Below are 20111 nucleotides of genomic sequence, written 5' to 3' on the forward strand. Positions count from 1 at the left end.
TGCAATAACAAAAGCAACAAAAAAACAGCCTGCAAACACTAATTGTCCTTGACTAAACATAGTTTAAATTATTTCGAGCAAATTTAGTTAATTGTTTAGAAATAGTTGCTAATTTGCCTTTTCATTTAATAAAATAAAAACATGCAAAAACAGATAGACTCCGTGAAAGAATTTCATACCGCATTTAAAATAGGACATAATGAAATTCCTACAGCTAATTTAGGAGAAAGTAAACACACGCTTCGGTACAATCTGATGAAAGAGGAAAATGAAGAATATCTGGAAGCAGTTCAAAATAATGACTTGATAGAAATTGCAGATGCACTTGGTGATATGATGTATATTCTATGTGGAACTATTATTGAGCATGGTCTACAACATAAAATAGAAGCAGTTTTTGACGAAATTCAACGTAGTAATATGAGTAAGTTAGACGCAGAAGGGAAACCTATTTATCGTGAAGACGGAAAAGTAATGAAAGGTCCTAATTATTTCAAACCTAATTTTTCTAAAATACTTGAGGAAAAATAACAGGTTTCAGATTTCAGTTTGCAGTAAAAAAATAAAAATAAAAAAAGCGATTTTCAGTATGAAAATCGCTTTTTTTAATAAATCTGAAATCTATACTTTAACAGTCCAACCAAAAGTATCTTCCTCCAATTTATTTTGAATATTGGTCAATTTATCTTTTAATTGAGATGCCATAGATTTTTCAATTTTTGGTAATTCGTGATAAACATCCTTATAAGAGAATCCAGAGATAGGACTTACCACTGCAGCAGTTCCAGCTCCAAAGATTTCTTTTAACGTCCCGTTTTTAGAAGCCTCAACAAGCTCAGAAACTAAAACTGGACGAATGTCTACATTTATACCTTCACTTTTTGCTAAATCAATCAGCGTTTTTCTGGTTACTCCATCAAGAATTCTCTCGCTTACAGGAGCAGTTAGTAACGTATCATTGATTCTGAAAAATACATTCATTGTACCCGCTTCTTCAAGTCTGGTATGTGTTGCGTCATCAGTCCAAATTACTTGTTGGAATCCTTCTTTATTAGCTAAGTCAGTAGGGTAAAATTGTGCTGCATAATTTCCGGCAGCTTTTGCAGCTCCTATTCCACCATTTGCAGCTCTACTGAAATGCTCCGCAATAAGTACTTTTACATCACCAGAATAATATGCAGATACCGGAGACAAAATAATCATGAATTTATAATCATCTGATGGATTTGCAATTACTCCAGTGCCTGTAGCAATCATAAAAGGTCTAATGTACATGGAATTTCCTTTTCCTTTTTTTATCCAAGCTTCATCTAATTGTAACAATTGATTTAAACCATTCATAAATACATCTTCTGGAACTTCTGGCATAGCCATTCTTACAGCAGATTTATTGAAACGGTTGTAATTTTCATCAGGTCTAAAAAGCCAAATGTCATTATTGTCATCTTTGTATGCTTTCATACCTTCAAAAATAGCTTGGCCATAATGAAAAACTCTTGTAGACGGATCTAATAAAAAAGGAGCGTAAGGCTTAATGACCGGTTTTTGCCATTCCCCATTTTTAAAATCACATTCGAATAAATGATCTGTAAAAACAGAACCAAAGCTTAAGTTTTCAAAATCTACTTCATTTATTTTTGAAGTAGGAGCTTTAATTATTTCAATTTTGCTAGTTTGAGTTGTACTCATAATAAGGTATTGTTTATTTTTATTTTTTTATAAGTGATATGCTTGAGTATTAAAGTTGCTTTTTTACAAAAAGCAACTTTAATGTTTGCAAAATTAAATAAAAATCACTGAAATACTTATGATTATTCCATTAATTATAGCATTTAACTGTGATTTATTTATCTTTTAAAAAATGGAAATAAATAGAGTCAATTTATATGAAATTTATAAAAAATATAGATTTTTTGAGACTATTACATTTTAGTTTTGATTAAATTTGGCGGTCTGATAAAGCTATTAAACTAAGAACAACCTCAAATTATAATTTTGAAAAGAGAAATAATCCAAACGCTAGACGGTTCCACAACCATTCATTTACAGGAATGGGACGAATGTTATCATTCTAAACACGGGGCAATACAGGAAGCGCAGCATGTTTTTATCAAAAACGGTTTGTCTTTATTTCAAAACAAGCAGGTTTCAATTTTAGAAATTGGTTTTGGAACAGGTTTGAATGCATTTATTACTTTTTTGGAAGCATCCAAAATGAATCAATTTATCGATTATGTGGGGGTGGAGGCTTATCCGATATCAGCTGAGGAAGTTGTATCGATGAATTATGTGGATGAACTGAATGCCAGTAATGAAAGTGCTGTATTTAAAAAAATGCATGAAAGTAATTGGGAAGAAAATATTGTTTTAAGGGATGATTTCACTTTAACCAAAAGGAAACAATTTTTTGAAGAAATTGATGATTTTGAAAAATTTGATTTAATCTATTTTGATGCTTTTGGGTATCGAGTACAACCTGAATTGTGGAGTACAGCCATTTTTAAAAAAATGTATAATGCTCTTAAATCCAATGGTGTACTGGTTACTTATGCTGCGAGAGGAGTGGTGAAAAGGAGTATGATAGAAGTAGGTTTTGCAGTTGAGAAATTAGCGGGGCCTCCTGGGAAAAGAGAAATGTTTCGTGCAACTAAGAAATAGAAAAAGAAAAATTTTGAGTTTAAAAACCATACTTTTTTTGGAATGAAATAAAATACTAAAAAGAAAGTTAATTTGTTATGTTGTCTCTTTTAAAAATGTACTTTTACAGAAATTAATACTATTTGATAACCCAAAAATCTTAATTTATTATGTCGAAAATCATGTTCGATTACACAAAATCAGTGCTTGAAAGAGTAAGTTTCGATCCGATGCTTTTTTGCAAAGAATTAGAAAAAGCAATTAAAACGTTATTACCATACGAGATGGAGCAATTAAGAGAATGGTTATTAAATTTCACGATTGGAAAACCAGAATTAAAACAATGTTTACTAATCGTAAATTCATAAATAAAAAAGGAACCTTAAATCGGTTCCTTTTTTTATTTTTTCTGAATTGGACTAATAATTTGAACATTTTGAAAAACAATTGCTCCTTTTACTACACCTGCAATTGTGCTTCTAAGTGCATCAATTATCTGAATTTTAAGTTCGCTTTTAGGAAAAATTAAGCTGACTTCCCGTGCAGGTTTTGGCTCTTTAAAATGACGTAATTTCATTTTGTCGGATTCTTTTAAATCTAAGGTATGTAAAAAAGGAAGCAATGTGGTTCCCAAACCTTCATCGGCCAATTTTATTAAAGTTTCAAAACTTCCGCTTTGTATTTGAAAGTGATTCATTTCATTCTTACCGGCACTTTTACATAAGTTTAAAATCCCTTCTCTAAAACAATGTCCGTCTTGCAATAACAGGATTTCATCTAAGTTTAAATCAGAAACTTCTATTTCTTCCTTCTGAAAATTATGATGATTCTCCGGAATGTAGGCGACAAAAGGTTCAAAGTATAAAACAATTTCTTTGATTTTTTCTTCCATCAAAGGTGTTGCCGCAATGGCTGCATCAAGATGACCATTATTGAGCTTTGTAATAATCTCAGCCGTGTTTAATTCTTCGATTATGAGTTTTACCTTTGGATATTTTTTGATAAAATTATTTAAAAACATCGGTAATAAGGTTGGCATAATAGTAGGAATTATTCCTAATCTGAATTCACCTCCAATAAAACCTTTTTGTTGCTCTACAATATCTTGAATTCTATCGGCTTCGTTAACAATATTCTTAGCCTGATTGACAATTTTTTGTCCAATATCCGTAAGCTGAATTGGTTTTTTTGTTCTGTCAAATATTTGAATACTTAACTCTTCTTCAATTTTTTGAATTTGCATGCTCAAAGTAGGTTGAGTTACAAAACATTTTTCGGCAGCAAGAGTAAAGTTTTTATGTTCGGCTACAGCCAAAACATATTTTAATTGAGTGATTGTCATTTTTTATAGTAATATCTGATGCAAATATAAAAACAATCAATTTAACTTATAGTATAAAGTGTTGTTTTCTTGTCTAGATTTGTAAAAAATAACTATGATGAAAACAAATATTTTAGGATTACCGGTGAAAGAAACTGAATTAATTGTAACTGAATTAAATATTCTGTTAGCCAATTTTCAAGTGTATTATCAAAATTTAAGAGGTATTCACTGGAATATTCGCGGAAAACGTTTCTTTGATTTACATGTGAAATTTGAAGAATTATATAATGACTCGCAATTAAAAATTGATATGATTGCTGAGCGTGTTCTTACTCTTGGTGGAACACCGCTTCATACTTTTGAGGATTATATTAAAAATAACCAATTAGCCGTAGGGAAAAATATTTCGATAGATGAAAAAGCCATTCATTTGATAGTAAATTCATTATCTCATTTGTTAAAAATTGAAAGAGAAATTCTTACTAAATCTTCAGAAATCAATGATGAAGGGACAAATTCAATGATGAGTGATTTTATTGCTGAACAAGAAAAAACAATCTGGATGATGCATGCCTGGTTGGAAGAAGAATTGTAACAATACTAGAGTATATGTGAAATAACCGCTAAAGTCGGCAATGATTTTTTTTTAGCAAATAAAACTATTAATTTTATTTTAAATTTGAATAAACTTAGACCGTAATTCTTTATGAGCGATTTTTATAAAAAAATATTAGAAAATAATAAAAAATGGGTAGAAACATCTCTAGCTAGTGATCCTAATTATTTTGCAGATTTAGCCAAAGGACAAACGCCACCCTTATTATGGATTGGTTGTTCGGATAGTAGAGTTCCAGCTAATGAAATTGTTGGTGCAAAACCAGGAGAGGTATTTGTTCATAGAAATATTGCCAATATGGTGGTACATTCTGATATGAATATGCTGAGTGTTTTGGATTATGCAGTAAATGTTTTGAAAGTAAAGCATGTACTGGTATGTGGGCATTATGGTTGTGGAGGTGTCAAAGCAGCTATGGGAAATGAATCAATAGGTATCATTGACAACTGGATTCGTCATATTAAAGATGTTTACCGCCTGCATCATGAATATTTAGATTCGATAGTTGATGAAAACGATCGCTTTAACGCTTTCGTAGAAATCAATGTAAAGGAGCAAGTATTTGACTTGGCTAAAACATCAATTGTACAATCTGCCTGGAAAAACGGACAAGAATTAACATTACACGGTTGGGCTTACGGGTTGAATTCAGGTTTTGTAACGGATTTGAATGTCAATATCAGTTCAAATAAAGATTTGGATGATGTATATCAATTAAAATTTTAATAAAAAAATCGCTTTCGGGCGATTTTTTTATTCGATTTCTTCTAGATTTTCATTAAAAGCTGACGGTAAAAGGGTAGGGATGAATTTTATCAAAATAGGTAATAATAAACTTCCGCCCGGTAGTAAAAAGATAGTCAAGGAAGGAATTGTTTTGCAAATATCCAATAGTTGTTTTTTTACTTTTTTCTTTTCCTTTTCATCCAAATCTCTTCGGGTAGAATAGGCTAACAGAAGCATTAATTCTTTGCTTTGCACAATTTCCTTTATCAATCTACTTTTATTACGGCTTACTAAAGTAACAACACTTTGAGTAGTTTGGTCATAAAAGTGTTTGACTGGATTCGAATAATTGAAGTAAGGAATTTCTTTTTTATGTTTGGTAATGAATTCATTAGTGCTGTTAATGCTCTCATTAACAAAATCATCTGAAATCGATACCATTTCAGCTAATGAATGTAAAAAATAGGCTTCATTATTTTCAATTATTCCATCACTCCAAAGCGCCATACCGGCAATGTCGATTAAATAATATTTTTCCAATTCATGTGTAAAATAATCCAGTTGAAGGGTTTCCAAACTTTGAACAGAGACTCTTGAAAATTTGCTATAGCGTATTGAAGCTTCAAAAAGTTTAATTAACAAATCATCATATTGAGATTTGTTTGATTTAATTTTTAGCGCCAGCGTGACAAGATTAACGATTGTCTCTTCAATTTTTTTTAAGTATTTCTCAGGAATTGCTCCGTGAATTAAATATTGGCGAAAAGCAACAACATCAATAAACAAAAGTGCATTGGTTACAAGATGTGAGAAATTCTTACTGATGATTGTATCATTAGTTTGGACGCGTTCGTCAATTATTTTTTCCAGTGTTAAGGAAAGGGAATGTTTAGGCAGGATTTTTTTGAATAAATTAAATCCTTGGGGATTCATTTGGTTATAAAAATCAACCGCTTCTTTTATGAAATTTTCAGAACTGATTTCTTCCTTAGTCAAACAAAAAACATCGTATAAGGTATTTAATAAAGCAACTTTAGAAATCTCTTCTTTAAACCAGCCTTTGGTTTCAATTTTATTAACGGTTTCAAATGCAATTATATGGCCGTATATAAAACCTGTACTTCTAACTTTTTGATAAAATGAATCAGTAGTTTTAGAAACAGTTTCTTTTGAAAATTTTTGTTCAATAAAAAATTTATCTATCCAACCTGATGCCGAGGGGTTAATCATTGCTTTAATTTGAAGCTACAAAGCTATGTTTTTTTATGGTTACGTAGAAAAGTTTAGATTAAGTTTTAATTATTTATTGCAAAATATTAATCTCTGGATTTTTTATTTTGAGAACAAAGATTTATGATTTCGGCTATCCTATTGTTTCTTGTTTCTTTTCTTTTAGCCTGATTGAGCCAATAAAGATAACTTTTCCTATACGAAGGACTAAAATTTTTGTAGTTTTCGAATGCAGCACTGTTTTTGTCAAAAGCCATTTCCAGATCTAAGGGCATAATCAAATCCTCTACAGCGTCTAATGAAGTCCAGGTGCCGTTTTTTTTAGCAATTTCAATTTTGGCTAATCCACTTTCATGCATTAGATTTTCTTTGAGTAGTTTTTCGATATACGTTTTATTGAGTTTGCTCCAAACACTTTTATCTTTTCTTGGAGAAAACACTTGTTTTCTGCGGTCTTCGTCCATTTTTCTCACTGTTGAATCAATCCAACCAAAACAAATGGCAACCTGAACTGCTTCTTCCCATCGCATACTTTCAAATTCACTGCTCACTTTATAAAAAATTAGATACACCCCTTTTGAAGAATGATGATTTTGGTGCAACCAATCACGCCATTCTTCTGTGTTTTTAAAATAGAGGTGTTCTTTATCTTCCAATTTAAATTTTAAAAAAAAACTACTTAATTATAGCTGAACAAGCGACTCTTGCACCTGCGTTACCAGCTGGTTGAGAAACAAAATCATCAGTTCCTTGGTGAACGATTAGTCCTTTTCCTAAAATATCTTTATTTGTATCACCACAATCAATACACCATTCGTCAGTGGTTAAAGTTATGGTTCCGTTTCCTTTTTCATCAGCGATAAAATTCCCAATATCACCTTTGTGATATTCGCCAACTCCCCATTTACCATGTTTTTTGAATGTTGGGTTCCAATGTCCTCCTGCGGAACTTCCATCAGCAGCCGTACAATCGGACTTCTCATGAATATGTATGGCATGTACACCCGGTTTTAATCCGGCTAATTTTGCAACGAAAGTCACTTTTCCATCTTTTTCTACAAAAGTTGCAGTTCCAGAAACCTGACTTCCACTTTTTGGTTCGAAAGCAATATCCAGTTTTTTATCAGGATTAGAAAGAGAATTGGTTTTACAACCAATAAAAAGGGCTAACACTATGCTGAACAATAAAGCTAATTTTTTCATGATATGTTTTATTTCAAAGGTAAGAAAATTTTGTATTACGGATAATAGGATTGTGTTTTAATAATTCAATTTTATGGGAATTTTGCAATAATCATTATAAATACCTAATCAATTTATTTGTAGTTTTGAAAACAGCAGCAATTGACACACAACTTTAATCTGTGTGTGCTTTTATGCCAAATAAGGTAACCAATATATCGTTTTTCTTACTAAAGAATATAAAATAACAATAAACATGAAGCATAAAGAGATCGCTATTATAAGTTGGGATTTATTAAAGCGAACGTATCGTGAATTTGATGATGATAACGCCATAAAATTAAGTGCTTCATTGTCCTATTATACCATATTTTCACTGCCTCCGTTATTAATTATTATTTTATCTATTTTTAGTTTTTTCTTTGGAAGAGATGCAGTTACCGGAAGATTTTTTGGCCAAATTAACGGAATGGTTGGTAATGAAGCTGCACACCAAATTCAGGAAACCATTAAGAATATTGAATTGTCTGATAGTGTAACATTTGCAACGATATTTGGAGGAATTATGTTGTTGATTGGTGCTTCGGGTGTTTTTGCCGAAATACAAAGCTCCATAAATTTTATTTGGGGTCTAAAAGCAAAACCCAATAAAGGAATTATGAAATTTATTAAAAACAGACTGATGTCATTTTCTATGATTGCTTCAGTTGGTTTTTTATTAATGGTCAGTTTGATGGTAAATACAGTAATGGACATTATAAATACGCGATTAATTGTTTATTTTCCTGACACGATGGTTTATATATTTTATTTTTTTAACACCTTAGTCTTATTTGCGACTACAACATTGTTGTTTTCCATTATTTTCAAAACACTCCCTGATGGAAATATTGCGTGGAAAGATGCCTTGATAGGATCCAGTTTCACTTCCTTTTTCTTTATGTTTGGTAAATTTGCTATCGGTTTTTATTTAGGAAGTTCAACGGTAGCAACTGTTTATGGCGCTGCGGGCTCGATAATAATAATTTTAATATGGGTATATTATTCTGCTATAATCTTATATTTCGGAGCTGAATTCACTAAAGTGTATGCCAATGCACATGGAAAAAAAATCATTCCAAATGGGTATGCTGTTAGTATTAAGGTGGAAGTTATAGAGCTTAAAAAGTAATAAATTGATTTCGGTTTCTTAAGATTTTAGGAGCTTAGGATGCGAATTTTTAAACGTTTTATTTTTGTAATATTTTTTTAAAAAACCTTAAAAGTGGCAGTATTTTTGCTTTATTTCTGATAGTATAAAACAAAAAATATCACATGAAAAAAATAATTTTGGTGCTAACTATTTTCTCTTTGGCATTTATTTCCTGCAATTCTTTTAAAACAACTACGAATAAAACAGCTTCACTTGAAGGAACTTGGGAGTTAAATTATGTTACAGGACCAAGAATAGCCTTTGATGGATTATATCCAAATAAAAAGCCGACTATCACTTTCGACTTGAAAGAGAACAGTATTTCAGGAAGCAACAGTTGTAATCGTTATTCCGGAAAATTAAATGTGGTTGGAAATAAAATCAGTTTCAAAGAACCTATGGCAGTAACTAAAATGTTTTGTCCCGGAGAAGGGGAGAATATTTACATGTCAATGCTTCAAAAAATAGATTCTTATTCCATTTCAGAAGATGGAAAGACATTAAATTTTATCATGGGCGATATCGCTATGATGCGTTTTGAGAAAAAATAAATTCAAAATTTTTGAAGGTGTATTTAATAGTATTACAAATTATAAAATGGATACCATGAAAACAAAAACAGCAATTTTAGTACTGTTTCTTTCGCTGATAGTAACGGTAAGTTATGCTCAGGAAAAAAGTAAGAAACAATTAAGAGCAGAACGTAAAATCGAAAAAGAGAAACAAATAGCATCTTTGATTGATTCAAAAGAGTTTGTTTTTATTGGAAGAACAGCATTAGGTCAAGGTTTTCGAAGTATAGATTTGACCACTAATTCTAATTATGTGGAATTTAAGCCAGATAAAATTAATAGTGAAATGCCTTTTTTTGGCAGAGGGTACAGTGGCATTGCCTATGGCAGCAGGGATGATGGCTTAAAATTTGAAGGAAGTCCAAAAGAATTTACTATTGAAAAAGGGAGAAAAGCCTATCAAATAAAAGTGACTGTTAAGGGAGATACGGATGTGTACATACTATTTCTTTCTGTTTTTTTTGAAGGTAACGCTACACTTACCATTAATTCTAATAATCGAAGTCCGATTTCTTATGATGGAGAAATTAAACCAATAGAAAAAAAAGAAGCTAAGTAATTTTTCAATTATATAAAAACCGTCTTGTTTTTCAGGAACAAGACGGTTTTTTTTGACAAATAAATAAACTAAAAACGAATATTGTTTGTATTCTAGAAACAATATTCGTTTTTAGCTACTAATTTTGTAGTGATAGTTTCTCTTAATCCTACAATATTGGGCATGTTAGTATATTTTGTAAAACGACGTAAGCCCATAAGCATCATACGTTGTTCATCCCCTTCAGCAAAAGAGATTACACTTTCTTTTCCTTTTTGAGTAACGGTATCTACTGCTTTATACAAGTATAATTTTGCCATGGCAATTTGCTCCTGTACCTTGGCTTCACCTTCTTTTTTGGCTAATTTTTCAGTTCTAAGAATAGTACTTTCAGCCATGTAGATTTCGATTAAAATATCTGAAGCTGCCATTAATAACTGTTGGTGTGCATCTAAATCCGGACCGTATTTTTGTACCGCTCCGCCTGCAACCATTAAAAATGCTTTTTTCAATTTACCAATCATTTCTTTTTCTTCAGCAAATAATTCAGAATAATCAGGAGTATCAAAAGAAGGAATTCCCATTAATTCTTCTTGTACTTTTGATGCTGGTCCGAGTAAGTCAACGTGACCCTTCATCGCTTTTTTGATTAACATTCCTACCGATAGCATTCTGTTGATTTCGTTGGTTCCTTCGTAAATACGAGCAATTCGGGCATCTCTCCATGCACTTTCCATTGGAGTATCTTCAGAAAATCCCATTCCTCCAAAGATTTGGATTCCTTCATCTGCACAATTTTGAATATCTTCAGAAACGGCCACTTTCAAAATTGAACATTCAATGGCATACTCTTCAATCCCTTTTAATTCTGCTTCTTGATGTGATGCTCCTTCGGTTTCACGTGACGCAATGCGATCTTCAATATCCTTTGCTGCACGATAAGTAGCGCTTTCTCCGGCATAACAGGATGTTGCCATTTCAGCTAATTTTGCTCGGATGGCTCCAAACTGAGAAATAGCGGTATTGAATTGTATTCTTTCGTTAGCGTATTTTGTTGAGTTTGAAATAACTCTGCGTTGTGCATCCAAACAGGCTGCAGCCAATTTAATTCGGCCTACATTCAAGGCATTCATGGCTATTTTGAAACCATTTCCTCTTTCGGATAACATGTTTTCGACAGGAACTTTTGTATCTGCAAAGAAAACCTGACGCGTAGAAGAGGAGCGAATTCCTAATTTATGCTCTTCTTCATTCATAGAAATTCCATTATTTGGATCATTTTCTACGATAAAGCCAGTTATATTTTTATCATCTCCGATACGGGCAAAAACAATAAAAACATTACAAAACCCTGCATTTGTAATCCACATTTTTTGACCTGTGATTTTGTAGTGTGTTCCATCCTCAGATAATACTGCTTTTGTTTTTCCGGAATTAGCATCACTACCAGCGCCTGGTTCCGTTAAACAATACGCTCCAAACCATTCGCCAGAAGCTAATTTTGTTACGTATTTTTGCTTTTGTTCTTCAGTTCCATACAAAGTAATTGGCAGTGTTCCAATTCCGGTATGTGCCCCAAAAGCAGAAGAAAATGAACCTGTTGCTCCCGAAATATAGTCGCAAACCAAAACAGTATTTACAAATCCCATTCCCATTCCACCATAAGCTTCAGGAACTGCAATACTTAAAAATCCCATTTCAGCCGCCTTTTGCATACTTTCTACCGTTAAGGCAAAATCTCTTTTTTCAAAGCGATCTTTGTTGGGCCAGATTTCTTTGTCTACAAACTCTTTTACAGAGTCACGCATCATTAATTGTTCTTCATTAAAATCTTCAGGGGTGAAGACATCTTCGCACTTTGTTTCTTTAACCAAAAACTGACCGCCACGGGTTACGTTTTTTTCAATTGTATCTGCCATGTTTATATTTTTTAATATGTTTTTCTTGATAATCTAAATCCTCGATATTGTCATTACTGTAAAAGTTCGTAAATTCCTGCTGAACCTTGTCCAGTTCCTACACACATAGAAACAATTCCGTATTTGCTTCCTCTGCGTTTCATTTCGTCGAATAATTGAACAGAAAGTTTAGCACCTGTACAACCCAGTGGGTGGCCTAATGCAATCGCTCCACCATTGACATTGATGATATCAGGATTTAGGTTTAGTTCTCTCGTTACTGCTAATGCTTGTGATGCAAAAGCTTCGTTTAACTCAATTAAATCAATATCATTCAAGGTTAGACCCGCTTGTTTCAATGCTTTTGGAATTGCTTTTACAGGTCCAATTCCCATGATTCTTGGTTCGACTCCTGCCGAAGCAAAGTTGACCAAACGGGCGATAGGAGTAAGGTTCAATTCTTTTACCATTTCTTCACTCATGATTAGAACAAAAGCGGCTCCATCACTCATTTGGGATGAATTTCCCGCAGTTACGCTTCCGTTCGCTTCAAATACAGGTCTTAAACCAGCCAAAGCTTCTACAGAAGTTCCTGCTCTTGGACCTTCGTCTTTATTTACGATATACGATTTGGTTTCTTTTTTACCGTTTTCGTTGATGAACGTTTGCTCAATAGTAATAGGAACAATTTGTTTATCGAATCTACCTTCAGCTTGTGCTTTCAAGGCTTTGATATGCGATTGGTACGCAAATTCATCTTGGTCCGCACGCGATACATTGAATTGTTTAGCAACCGCTTCTGCAGTTAGTCCCATTCCCCAATAATAGTCTTCGTTTCCTGCTTTTGCAACAGCATAATCCGGAGTCGGTTTGTACCCACCCATTGGAATAAAACTCATGCTTTCGGCACCACCGGCAATAATACAATCAGCCATTCCTGACTGGATTTTGGCTGTTGCCATCCCGATTGTTTCTAATCCGGAGGCACAATATCTATTTATGGTTACACCGGGAACATCTTCGATTTTTAATCCCATCAAAGAGATTAATCGTCCCACGTTCAATCCTTGTTCTGCTTCTGGCATGGCATTTCCTACCATAACGTCGTCAATACGTTTTTTGTCAAAATCAGGCAACTCATTCATCATAAATTCAATTGTTTCTGCTGCCAATTCATCGGGTCTTTTAAATCTAAAAACTCCTTTTGGTGCTTTACCAACGGCTGTTCTGTATGCTTTTACTATATAGGCTGTTTTCATGACTATTATTTTGAATTTTGAATTTTAAATTTTAAATGAAGCTCATTCATAATTTATAATTCATAATTTATAATTAAAAATTAATTTCTCAACGGTTTCCCTTTGGTTAGCATAAACTGAATTCTTTCCAATGTTTTTCTTTCCGTACACAAACTCAAGAAAGCTTCACGTTCTAAATCCAATAAATATTGTTCCGTTACGAATGTTGGTTCTGATAAATCACCACCGGCCATAACATACGCCAGTTTATTTGCAATTTTTTTGTCGTGTTCCGATATGTATTTTCCGGCAACCATTTGGTCAGTTCCAACAAGGAACATTCCTAAGGCTTGCTTTCCTAATACTTTCACATCATTTCTACGAATCGGTTGTGTGTAACCCGCTTCTGCCATTAGTAAAGCGTGTTTCTTCGCTTCAGCTATTTGACGGTCTTTGTTCACCACAATGATGTCTTTTCCATGTTGTAAAAGTCCGGTATCAAAAGCCTCGTAACCAGAAGTGGATACTTTTGCCATAGCAATAGTCAAGAAATATTCTTGTAGTACGTTTAATTCCACATCATTTTTATGGAATAAATCAGCCGCACGCAAGGTCATTTCTTTCGATCCGCCACCGCCAGGAATTACGCCAACACCAAATTCTACTAATCCCATATAAGTTTCGGCTGCAGCAACTACTTTGTCTGCATGCAAACTCATTTCGCAACCACCACCAAAAGTCATTCCGTGTGGTGCAACCACAATAGGGATTCCGGAGTAACGTACGCGCATCATCGTGTCTTGAAACATTTTGATCGCCATGTTCAACTCGTCGTATTCTTGCTCGACTGCCATCATAAATATCATTCCGATATTGGCACCAACAGAGAAATTTGCCGCTTGATTTCCAATAACTAGTCCTTGATATTCCTTTTCAGATAAGTCGATTGCTTTATTGATGGCTGCCAAAACATCTCCGCCAATCGTATTCATTTTTGACTGGAATTCTAAATTCAAAATTCCGTCTCCTAAATCTTGTATAATTGCTCCACTATTGCTCCACACTTTTTTGCTTTCGCGAATGTTGTTCAAGATGATGAATGCATCCTGACCCGGAACTTTAGTTTGAGATTTTGTTGGAATATTGTAGAAAAAACTAGCGCCTTCTTTTACAGTATAAAAACTGGAACTTCCGGAAGCCAACATCTCGTTTACCCAAGCAGCTGGTGCTAAACCTTCGGCTTTCATGATTTCGATTCCTTTTTCGACACCAATGGCATCCCAAATTTCGAAAGGACCATTTTCCCATCCAAAACCGGCTTTCATCGCATCATCAATCTTGTATAATTCATCTGAGATTTCAGGAATTCTGTTCGAAACGTAAGCAAACATTCCAGCAAAACTTTTTCGGTAGAATTCTCCGGCTTTATCTGTTCCTTTTACCAGAACTTTAAAACGATCAATTGGTTTATCAATCGTTTTTGTCAATTCTAAAGTTGGAAAAGAAGCTCTTTTGGCCGGACGGTATTCTAAAGTGTCTAAATCCAAAGACAAAATATCTTTATCGACTTTTTTATAGAAACCTTGACCTGTTTTGCTTCCAAACCATTTTTTTTCCATCATTTTGTTGACGAAATCTGGCAATTTGAACAAATCGTGTTGTTCATCATTCGGGCAGTTTTCGTAGATCCCGTTGGCAACATGTACCAAAGTATCCAATCCAACGACGTCAACCGTTCTGAAAGTGGCTGATTTAGGTCTTCCGATAACGGGACCAGTCAATTTATCCACTTCTTCAATCGTTAATCCCATTTCTTTTACCAAATGAAACAAACTCTGAATCCCGTAAATTCCAATTCGGTTTCCAATGAATGCCGGAGTATCTTTGGCAACGACCGAAGTTTTTCCTAAGAATTTTGAACCATAACCAGTAAGGAAATCCAAAACTTCCGTTGCTGTTTGTGGACCAGGTATGATTTCGAATAATTTTAAATAACGCGCAGGGTTGAAAAAGTGTGTACCACAAAAATGTTTTTGAAAATCGTCACTTCTTCCTTCACTCATAAAGTGAATTGGAATTCCCGATGTATTTGAAGTAACTAAAGTTCCCGGTTTTCTGAATTTTTCAATTTGTTCAAAAACTAACTTTTTGATGTCTAAACGTTCCACCACCACTTCAATAATCCAATCAACAGCAGTGATTTTCGCCATGTCATCCATTGTGTTTCCCGTAGTAATTCTACTGGCAAATTTCGGATTATAAATAGGGGAGGGTTTCGATTTTAGGGAATTAGCCAAATGCTCATTCACTAATCGGTTTCTGACAATTTTGCTATCTAAAGTAAGCCCTTTTTTAGCTTCAGCTTCGGTGAGTTCTTGTGGAACAATGTCCAAAAGTAAAACTTCAACTCCAATGTTGGCAAAATGGCAAGCAATTCCGGAACCCATAATTCCGGATCCAATTACTGCGACTTTTTTAATTGTGCGTTTCATACGTAGTTATTATTTGTTTTTTATAGGAATATGTTAGCGCCATTTCTAATTATTGATTGTTTTTTTGAATCGTGGCAATGTCATTTTCTGGTTTTTCAGTTTGCTCCGCCAGTTCGCCGACGCTCGTGGGGTTAAATATATTTTTATCATGAATTAATTCATTGATGGTTTCTGCCACTTCAATAAAATGTTGCAATTTTTCCTCTGATATATGTTTTCGCACGGTTTCATTGAATTTTAAAACGGTGTTTTTTGACAATTCTCTCTTCTCTTTACCAAATTCTGTCAGGTAAATCAAAACGCCACGACCATCATAAGGATTTTTCTTTCTTAAGATTAAGCCTTTATCTTCCATTGATTTCAAGGTTCTGGTAAGACTCGTTGCTTCCATACCCATTTTTGGGCCTAAAGCGGTAGAGGGCGTTCCTTTTTCTTTATCCATACTCAGCAGGGCAAAACCTGTAGCCATAGTTGCACCGTATTTAGAGGCTTCTTCATTGTACATTCTGGAGACTGCCTGCCAAGTCGCTCTTAAAATATAATCTATTGTTTTATCTTTCATATCTCTAACTATATCGTTTTCAAATATAATAAAAAAATACTATGCACGCATAATAAGTTTAATTATTTTTTTAATTTTTTGTCAAAACTAAAAAACTCCCCATAAAATGAAGAGTTTTTTAGTAAGAATTTTCATTTATTTTAGTTTTCCATTAACAAGTGCGATAACGGCACCGGTCAATGCTGACATTACAACAGTGATTGCAATATCCAATGCCATAATCTGAAAGTCAATGTCTGGTGTTAATTTCATTGAATTGGCAAAGAAATTCATATAAAAAGCCATAAATAATCCAAGTATAGCACCAGCACCAAAACCTGTTATCCAATTTGAAATCCCTGCCCATTTTGTAAAAATATAGGCTGTAAATAATCCAAATGTAAGACACCCTAAAAATATCATTACATAATTTTCATTCCCATTGGACGGAAATGCTTCTTTAAATAGAATCCCGTAAAACAACCATCCATAAAGGAAGTAGATTATACCGCCTACAATACCTGAAACTAAAAAGTTTTTCACATTCATAATGTTTGGTTTTATGGGTTAACACAATAAAGGTATTGAAAAATAACAAAATAATAGCTAAACTGTTAAATAACAATTAAATATGAAATAGTTGTGAGGCTAAACGAGTTGAATGCTGTTTTTTGGGCGTGCCCCTGGGTGTCGGGCTGTACGTTGTATCTTTTATTGCGCTGTCGTTCCATAAAAGGATGCCACTTCTATCCCTCACGCGAAAGAAGGTGCTGGAGAATAATTGAGTTTTTGGTTTAATTGGTGGAATTACGGGTTTTCGTAATTGTAAGTGGTTTATTCCTCTTTGAAGTTATATCGGGAAATAAATCCTTTGGATTGAATAATGAATTTCTATACTGATATCAAATTTACTAGTAAAAGAAACGATGATTTGTTGAAAATTTTTGTTTTACCCTTTCTTAAACTCCCCATTATCCACATCTTTCAAGAACTTGATCACGCCAGTAAAATAATTTTTAGGATCATCGTATTGCGAAAGGTGGCTTCCGTTAGGACAAAACAAGAAGCGTCCGTTTTGTACTTCGTGGGCAATCCATTTCATGTGTTCGGGATCCATAGTGTCGTATTTAGAACCAATTGTCAGTGTAGGAACCTTAAGGGTTTTTAGTCTGGCTTTGACATCCCAATTTTTCAAGGAAGCATTTCCGGTGATACCAAATTCACTGTGACCTTGCATAAACACATACACATCAGGATTGATGTGTTTGAAACACCTGTTGATGGATTCCGGCCATTGGTCCAGTGGTTTTCTTAAAATGTGTTCCGTATAGTAGTATTTGAAAAGTAATTCGCTGTATTTTGGATTATCAAAATCATTGTTCTTCTCGATATCCTGTAATTGCTTTAGGATTTTAGGATCCATTTGAGGCGCCAGAACGTCTTTTGCGTAAGCGTTATATTCCTTAGCACTCGCCATCATGTTGGAGATAATCAAGCCTTTTAAGTTCTTTTGGTATTTCAACGCATATTCCATCGCCAGTATTCCGCCCCAAGATTGTCCCATCAGGTAAAAATTGGAATTGTCTAAGCCTAATGCAATGCGCACTTGCTCGACTTCCTCTACAAAGCGTTCATTGGTCCATAAACTATTGTCTTTGGGTTGGTCGCTGTAATAGGAACCCAATTGATCGTAATAAATATATTCGATGCTTTCGTTAGGAAAATACCCGTCAAAACATTCATACAGTTCGTGTGTCAATCCAGGGCCGCCGTGAAGGAGCAATACTTTTATTTTAGGATTATTACCAACGGTTTTTGTCCAGACTTTAAAAGTCCCTTTAGGCGTTTTTATCGGAATCATTTTGATACCGCCAGTACCTTGGTCGTCCCTTTTTGAGAAATCTAAATAATTTGCTTTTATGGTATCTTCTTTTTGTTTTTCTTGGCAATTAGAAAAAAAGAACAGACTTATAACGGAACAAATTAGAGCTTTTAGTTTCATGTTTTGTATGGGTTTTATCAAATGTTAACCGTAGATTTTATGAAATAAATCAATGTATTTATCCATTACGATTTTTCGTTTCAGTTTTAGCGTAGGGGTCAATTGTCCGCCTTCAATGGACCAAACGTCCGGAGTCAATTCAAATCGTTTGATTTTCTCCCAATTCCCAAATTTTTCATTTAGGGTATCAATCTCGGTCTGAATTCGTTCGATTACTTTTTCGTTCGAGATAATTGCTTCATTGCTTTTTCCAACATCTATTCCATGAATCACAGCCCATTCTTTAATGAAATCAAAACTTGGTTGGATAATTGCTGCCGGCATTTTTTGTCCGTCACCAATCACCATTATTTGTTCAATGAAACGGGATTGTTTCATCGTGTTTTCAATTAATTGAGGGGCAATATATTTTCCTCCGGATGTTTTGAACATTTCTTTTTTACGATCGGTAATTTTCAAAAATCCATCTTCATCAAATATTCCAATGTCTCCCGTGTGGAAATAACCGTTTGTAATGACTTCGCTGGTTAGTTTTTCATCTTTGTAATAGCCCATCATTACGTTAGGACCTTTACAAAGGATTTCGCCATCTTCGGCAATTATGACTTCTACATTATCGATTATTTTACCTACAGTTCCCACTTTGAAACCACGATTTCTCATGTCGTTAACGGAAATAACAGGAGAAGTTTCAGTTAGACCGTAACCTTCCATTACCGGGATTTCTGCAGCAGCAAAAACTCTGGCTAATCTGGGTTGCAATGCGGCGCTTCCGGAAACCATTAAATCCAGATTTCCACCCAAACCTTCTTTCCATTTACTAAAAATTAATTTACGTGCAATTTTGAGTTGTAATTCGTACCATAAACCATTTTTTCCATATGGTTCGTAGATTAATCCCAAATCAATTGCCCAAAAGAATAGTTTCTTTTTAATGCCAGTCAGCTCGGTACCTTTAGCATAGATTTTATCATATACTTTCTCAAGAAGTCTGGGAACGGCCGTAATAACTGTAGGTTTTACTTCTTTGAGATTGTCACTGATTTTATCTATTGATTCTCCAAAATAGATGGAAACACCATAATATTGGTATAAATACAAAATCATTCTTTCAAAAATATGACAAATAGGAAGGAAGCTTAACGCACGGCTTTTTCCAGCTTCAAAAGGAATTCTGGAAGCACTGTCTAAAACATTTGAGACAATATTTTTGTGCGAAAGCATAACACCTTTTGGTTTTCCTGTTGTCCCGGAAGTATAAATAATAGTTGCTAAATCTTCCGTTTTTACGTTGTTTTTTCTAGCTTCAACTTCATTTTGGTTGCTTGGGTCATTGCCAAGAATCAATAATTCATTCCAGTTTTTACATCCTTCAATTTCGTTGAATGAATAGACTTCTTTAAGCGTTGGTACTTTTTCTTTAATCAAATTTACTTTTCGAAGCACCTCTGCATCCGATACAAAACAATACATGGCACCAGAATGATTTAAGATATATTCATAATCATCTTCAGAAATGGTTGGGTAAATAGGAACTGTTTGCGCTCCAGTTTGCAGCACACCAATATCTATAATATTCCATTCGGTTCTGTTGTTAGAAGAGATGATGGCAATTTTGTCGTCTTTTTGAACGCCCAATTTCAGTAACGCTCTTGATACAGCATTAGCTTTAGCGATGTATTCTTGAGTAGAAGTTTTTATCCAAACCCCATTTTGCTTTGTTGTTAAAGCATCTGGAATTGAAGTATATTTATCTTGCTGATAATAAGGAAAATCAAAAAGTCTGGTTATAGAAGTCATTATTCTGAGGTTGAATTTTATCGCAAATTAAATAAAAATTAATGATAATTATTATTTTTCAAAAATTAAATGGAAATTAAACCAGAATTATTTTATTTAACGAAATCGTTTTCTTTAAGTAGC

The 20111-nt window shown here is 33.8% G+C and carries 20 protein-coding genes; 8 read left to right on the top strand and 12 right to left on the bottom strand.

Going from position 1 to position 20111, the window contains the following annotated elements:
• Positions 1-141: 141 nt before the first annotated feature.
• Positions 142-531 (top strand): pyrophosphohydrolase domain-containing protein, encoded by a 390-nt coding sequence (locus ACM55K_RS12040; RefSeq protein WP_416850496.1) that lies wholly within the window; start codon positions 142-144, stop codon positions 529-531.
• Between the two features lie 90 nt (positions 532-621).
• Here ACM55K_RS12040 and ACM55K_RS12045 read toward each other — a convergent pair whose 3' ends face one another.
• A complete protein-coding gene (locus ACM55K_RS12045; protein WP_416850497.1) occupies positions 622-1689 on the bottom strand; it encodes a branched-chain amino acid aminotransferase in 1068 nt (355 codons plus the stop codon).
• Between the two features lie 306 nt (positions 1690-1995).
• On the opposite strand from ACM55K_RS12045, the gene mnmC2 reads away from it, so the two are divergent.
• Positions 1996-2658 carry a tRNA (5-methylaminomethyl-2-thiouridine)(34)-methyltransferase MnmC2 gene (mnmC2, locus tag ACM55K_RS12050; protein ID WP_416850498.1) on the top strand — a complete coding sequence of 221 codons (663 nt, stop codon included), beginning with the start codon at positions 1996-1998 and terminating at the stop codon, positions 2656-2658.
• A gap of 149 nt (positions 2659-2807) precedes the next feature.
• A complete protein-coding gene (locus tag ACM55K_RS12055; protein ID WP_143388061.1) occupies positions 2808-3005 on the top strand; it encodes a hypothetical protein in 198 nt (65 codons plus the stop codon).
• A gap of 32 nt (positions 3006-3037) precedes the next feature.
• Here ACM55K_RS12055 and ACM55K_RS12060 read toward each other — a convergent pair whose 3' ends face one another.
• Positions 3038-3979: a LysR substrate-binding domain-containing protein gene (locus ACM55K_RS12060; protein WP_416850499.1), complete on the bottom strand. Its 942-nt coding sequence runs from the start codon at positions 3977-3979 to the stop codon at positions 3038-3040.
• Positions 3980-4076: 97 nt separating this feature from the next.
• On the opposite strand from ACM55K_RS12060, the gene ACM55K_RS12065 reads away from it, so the two are divergent.
• A complete protein-coding gene (locus tag ACM55K_RS12065) occupies positions 4077-4556 on the top strand; it encodes a Dps family protein (protein WP_416850615.1) in 480 nt (159 codons plus the stop codon).
• A 111-nt stretch (positions 4557-4667) separates the two neighbouring features.
• Entirely contained in the window at positions 4668-5303 is a 636-nt protein-coding gene (can, locus tag ACM55K_RS12070; protein WP_416850500.1) for a carbonate dehydratase, read from the top strand.
• Between the two features lie 27 nt (positions 5304-5330).
• Here can and ACM55K_RS12075 read toward each other — a convergent pair whose 3' ends face one another.
• The 3 genes from ACM55K_RS12075 to ACM55K_RS12085 form a co-directional block, all read right to left on the bottom strand.
• Positions 5331-6533 (bottom strand): LETM1-related biofilm-associated protein, encoded by a 1203-nt coding sequence (locus ACM55K_RS12075; RefSeq protein WP_416850501.1) that lies wholly within the window; start codon positions 6531-6533, stop codon positions 5331-5333.
• Between the two features lie 86 nt (positions 6534-6619).
• Positions 6620-7189 carry a YdeI/OmpD-associated family protein gene (locus tag ACM55K_RS12080; RefSeq protein WP_416850502.1) on the bottom strand — a complete coding sequence of 190 codons (570 nt, stop codon included), beginning with the start codon at positions 7187-7189 and terminating at the stop codon, positions 6620-6622.
• A gap of 19 nt (positions 7190-7208) precedes the next feature.
• On the bottom strand, positions 7209-7736 hold the full coding sequence (locus ACM55K_RS12085) for a superoxide dismutase family protein (protein ID WP_416850503.1): 528 nt from the start codon (positions 7734-7736) through the stop codon (positions 7209-7211).
• A 235-nt stretch (positions 7737-7971) separates the two neighbouring features.
• Here ACM55K_RS12085 and ACM55K_RS12090 point away from each other — a divergent pair, with 235 nt between their 5' ends.
• From ACM55K_RS12090 to ACM55K_RS12100, 3 genes are all read left to right on the top strand, one after another.
• Positions 7972-8886, top strand: coding sequence for a YihY/virulence factor BrkB family protein (locus tag ACM55K_RS12090; RefSeq protein WP_416850504.1), 915 nt, complete (start codon positions 7972-7974; stop codon positions 8884-8886).
• A 143-nt stretch (positions 8887-9029) separates the two neighbouring features.
• Complete coding sequence (locus ACM55K_RS12095; RefSeq protein ID WP_416850505.1) at positions 9030-9458, top strand: META domain-containing protein; 429 nt, start codon at positions 9030-9032, stop codon at positions 9456-9458.
• Between the two features lie 55 nt (positions 9459-9513).
• Positions 9514-10038, top strand: a complete 525-nt coding sequence (locus ACM55K_RS12100; protein WP_416850506.1) for a DUF4251 domain-containing protein — start codon at positions 9514-9516, stop codon at positions 10036-10038.
• 92 nt (positions 10039-10130) lie between these two features.
• Here ACM55K_RS12100 and ACM55K_RS12105 read toward each other — a convergent pair whose 3' ends face one another.
• From ACM55K_RS12105 to ACM55K_RS12135, 7 genes are all read right to left on the bottom strand, one after another.
• Positions 10131-11936, bottom strand: a complete 1806-nt coding sequence (locus ACM55K_RS12105; RefSeq protein WP_416850508.1) for an acyl-CoA dehydrogenase family protein — start codon at positions 11934-11936, stop codon at positions 10131-10133.
• A 53-nt stretch (positions 11937-11989) separates the two neighbouring features.
• Entirely contained in the window at positions 11990-13174 is a 1185-nt protein-coding gene (locus ACM55K_RS12110) for an acetyl-CoA C-acyltransferase (protein WP_416850509.1), read from the bottom strand.
• An 80-nt stretch (positions 13175-13254) separates the two neighbouring features.
• Positions 13255-15645: a 3-hydroxyacyl-CoA dehydrogenase/enoyl-CoA hydratase family protein gene (locus ACM55K_RS12115; RefSeq protein ID WP_416850510.1), complete on the bottom strand. Its 2391-nt coding sequence runs from the start codon at positions 15643-15645 to the stop codon at positions 13255-13257.
• A gap of 49 nt (positions 15646-15694) precedes the next feature.
• Positions 15695-16207, bottom strand: coding sequence for a MarR family winged helix-turn-helix transcriptional regulator (locus tag ACM55K_RS12120; protein ID WP_416850511.1), 513 nt, complete (start codon positions 16205-16207; stop codon positions 15695-15697).
• A 135-nt stretch (positions 16208-16342) separates the two neighbouring features.
• Positions 16343-16735, bottom strand: coding sequence for a hypothetical protein (locus ACM55K_RS12125; RefSeq protein ID WP_416850512.1), 393 nt, complete (start codon positions 16733-16735; stop codon positions 16343-16345).
• Between the two features lie 400 nt (positions 16736-17135).
• Entirely contained in the window at positions 17136-18188 is a 1053-nt protein-coding gene (locus ACM55K_RS12130) for a proline iminopeptidase-family hydrolase (RefSeq protein ID WP_416850513.1), read from the bottom strand.
• A 24-nt stretch (positions 18189-18212) separates the two neighbouring features.
• On the bottom strand, positions 18213-19988 hold the full coding sequence (locus ACM55K_RS12135) for an AMP-dependent synthetase/ligase (protein WP_416850514.1): 1776 nt from the start codon (positions 19986-19988) through the stop codon (positions 18213-18215).
• Positions 19989-20111 lie beyond the last annotated feature (123 nt).

The organism is Flavobacterium arabinosi (assembly GCF_048158725.1).
Classification (GTDB): Bacteria; Bacteroidota; Bacteroidia; order Flavobacteriales; family Flavobacteriaceae; genus Flavobacterium; species Flavobacterium arabinosi.

Excerpts from the sequence above, each read along its gene's own strand:
- ACM55K_RS12085 (WP_416850503.1), bottom strand. The coding sequence starts at position 7,736 with ATGAAAAAATTAGCTTTATTGTTCAGCATAGTGTTAGCCCTTTTTATT.
- ACM55K_RS12045 (WP_416850497.1), bottom strand. The coding sequence starts at position 1,689 with ATGAGTACAACTCAAACTAGCAAAATTGAAATAATTAAAGCTCCTACT.
- ACM55K_RS12115 (WP_416850510.1), bottom strand. The coding sequence starts at position 15,645 with ATGAAACGCACAATTAAAAAAGTCGCAGTAATTGGATCCGGAATTATG.
- ACM55K_RS12125 (WP_416850512.1), bottom strand. The coding sequence starts at position 16,735 with ATGAATGTGAAAAACTTTTTAGTTTCAGGTATTGTAGGCGGTATAATC.
- ACM55K_RS12090 (WP_416850504.1), top strand. The coding sequence starts at position 7,972 with ATGAAGCATAAAGAGATCGCTATTATAAGTTGGGATTTATTAAAGCGA.
- ACM55K_RS12120 (WP_416850511.1), bottom strand. The coding sequence starts at position 16,207 with ATGAAAGATAAAACAATAGATTATATTTTAAGAGCGACTTGGCAGGCA.
- ACM55K_RS12100 (WP_416850506.1), top strand. The coding sequence starts at position 9,514 with ATGAAAACAAAAACAGCAATTTTAGTACTGTTTCTTTCGCTGATAGTA.
- ACM55K_RS12075 (WP_416850501.1), bottom strand. The coding sequence starts at position 6,533 with ATGATTAACCCCTCGGCATCAGGTTGGATAGATAAATTTTTTATTGAA.
- ACM55K_RS12105 (WP_416850508.1), bottom strand. The coding sequence starts at position 11,936 with ATGGCAGATACAATTGAAAAAAACGTAACCCGTGGCGGTCAGTTTTTG.
- ACM55K_RS12055 (WP_143388061.1), top strand. The coding sequence starts at position 2,808 with ATGTCGAAAATCATGTTCGATTACACAAAATCAGTGCTTGAAAGAGTA.
- ACM55K_RS12040 (WP_416850496.1), top strand. The coding sequence starts at position 142 with ATGCAAAAACAGATAGACTCCGTGAAAGAATTTCATACCGCATTTAAA.
- ACM55K_RS12110 (WP_416850509.1), bottom strand. The coding sequence starts at position 13,174 with ATGAAAACAGCCTATATAGTAAAAGCATACAGAACAGCCGTTGGTAAA.
- ACM55K_RS12065 (WP_416850615.1), top strand. The coding sequence starts at position 4,077 with ATGAAAACAAATATTTTAGGATTACCGGTGAAAGAAACTGAATTAATT.
- can (WP_416850500.1), top strand. The coding sequence starts at position 4,668 with ATGAGCGATTTTTATAAAAAAATATTAGAAAATAATAAAAAATGGGTA.
- ACM55K_RS12060 (WP_416850499.1), bottom strand. The coding sequence starts at position 3,979 with ATGACAATCACTCAATTAAAATATGTTTTGGCTGTAGCCGAACATAAA.
- ACM55K_RS12135 (WP_416850514.1), bottom strand. The coding sequence starts at position 19,988 with ATGACTTCTATAACCAGACTTTTTGATTTTCCTTATTATCAGCAAGAT.
- ACM55K_RS12130 (WP_416850513.1), bottom strand. The coding sequence starts at position 18,188 with ATGAAACTAAAAGCTCTAATTTGTTCCGTTATAAGTCTGTTCTTTTTT.
- ACM55K_RS12095 (WP_416850505.1), top strand. The coding sequence starts at position 9,030 with ATGAAAAAAATAATTTTGGTGCTAACTATTTTCTCTTTGGCATTTATT.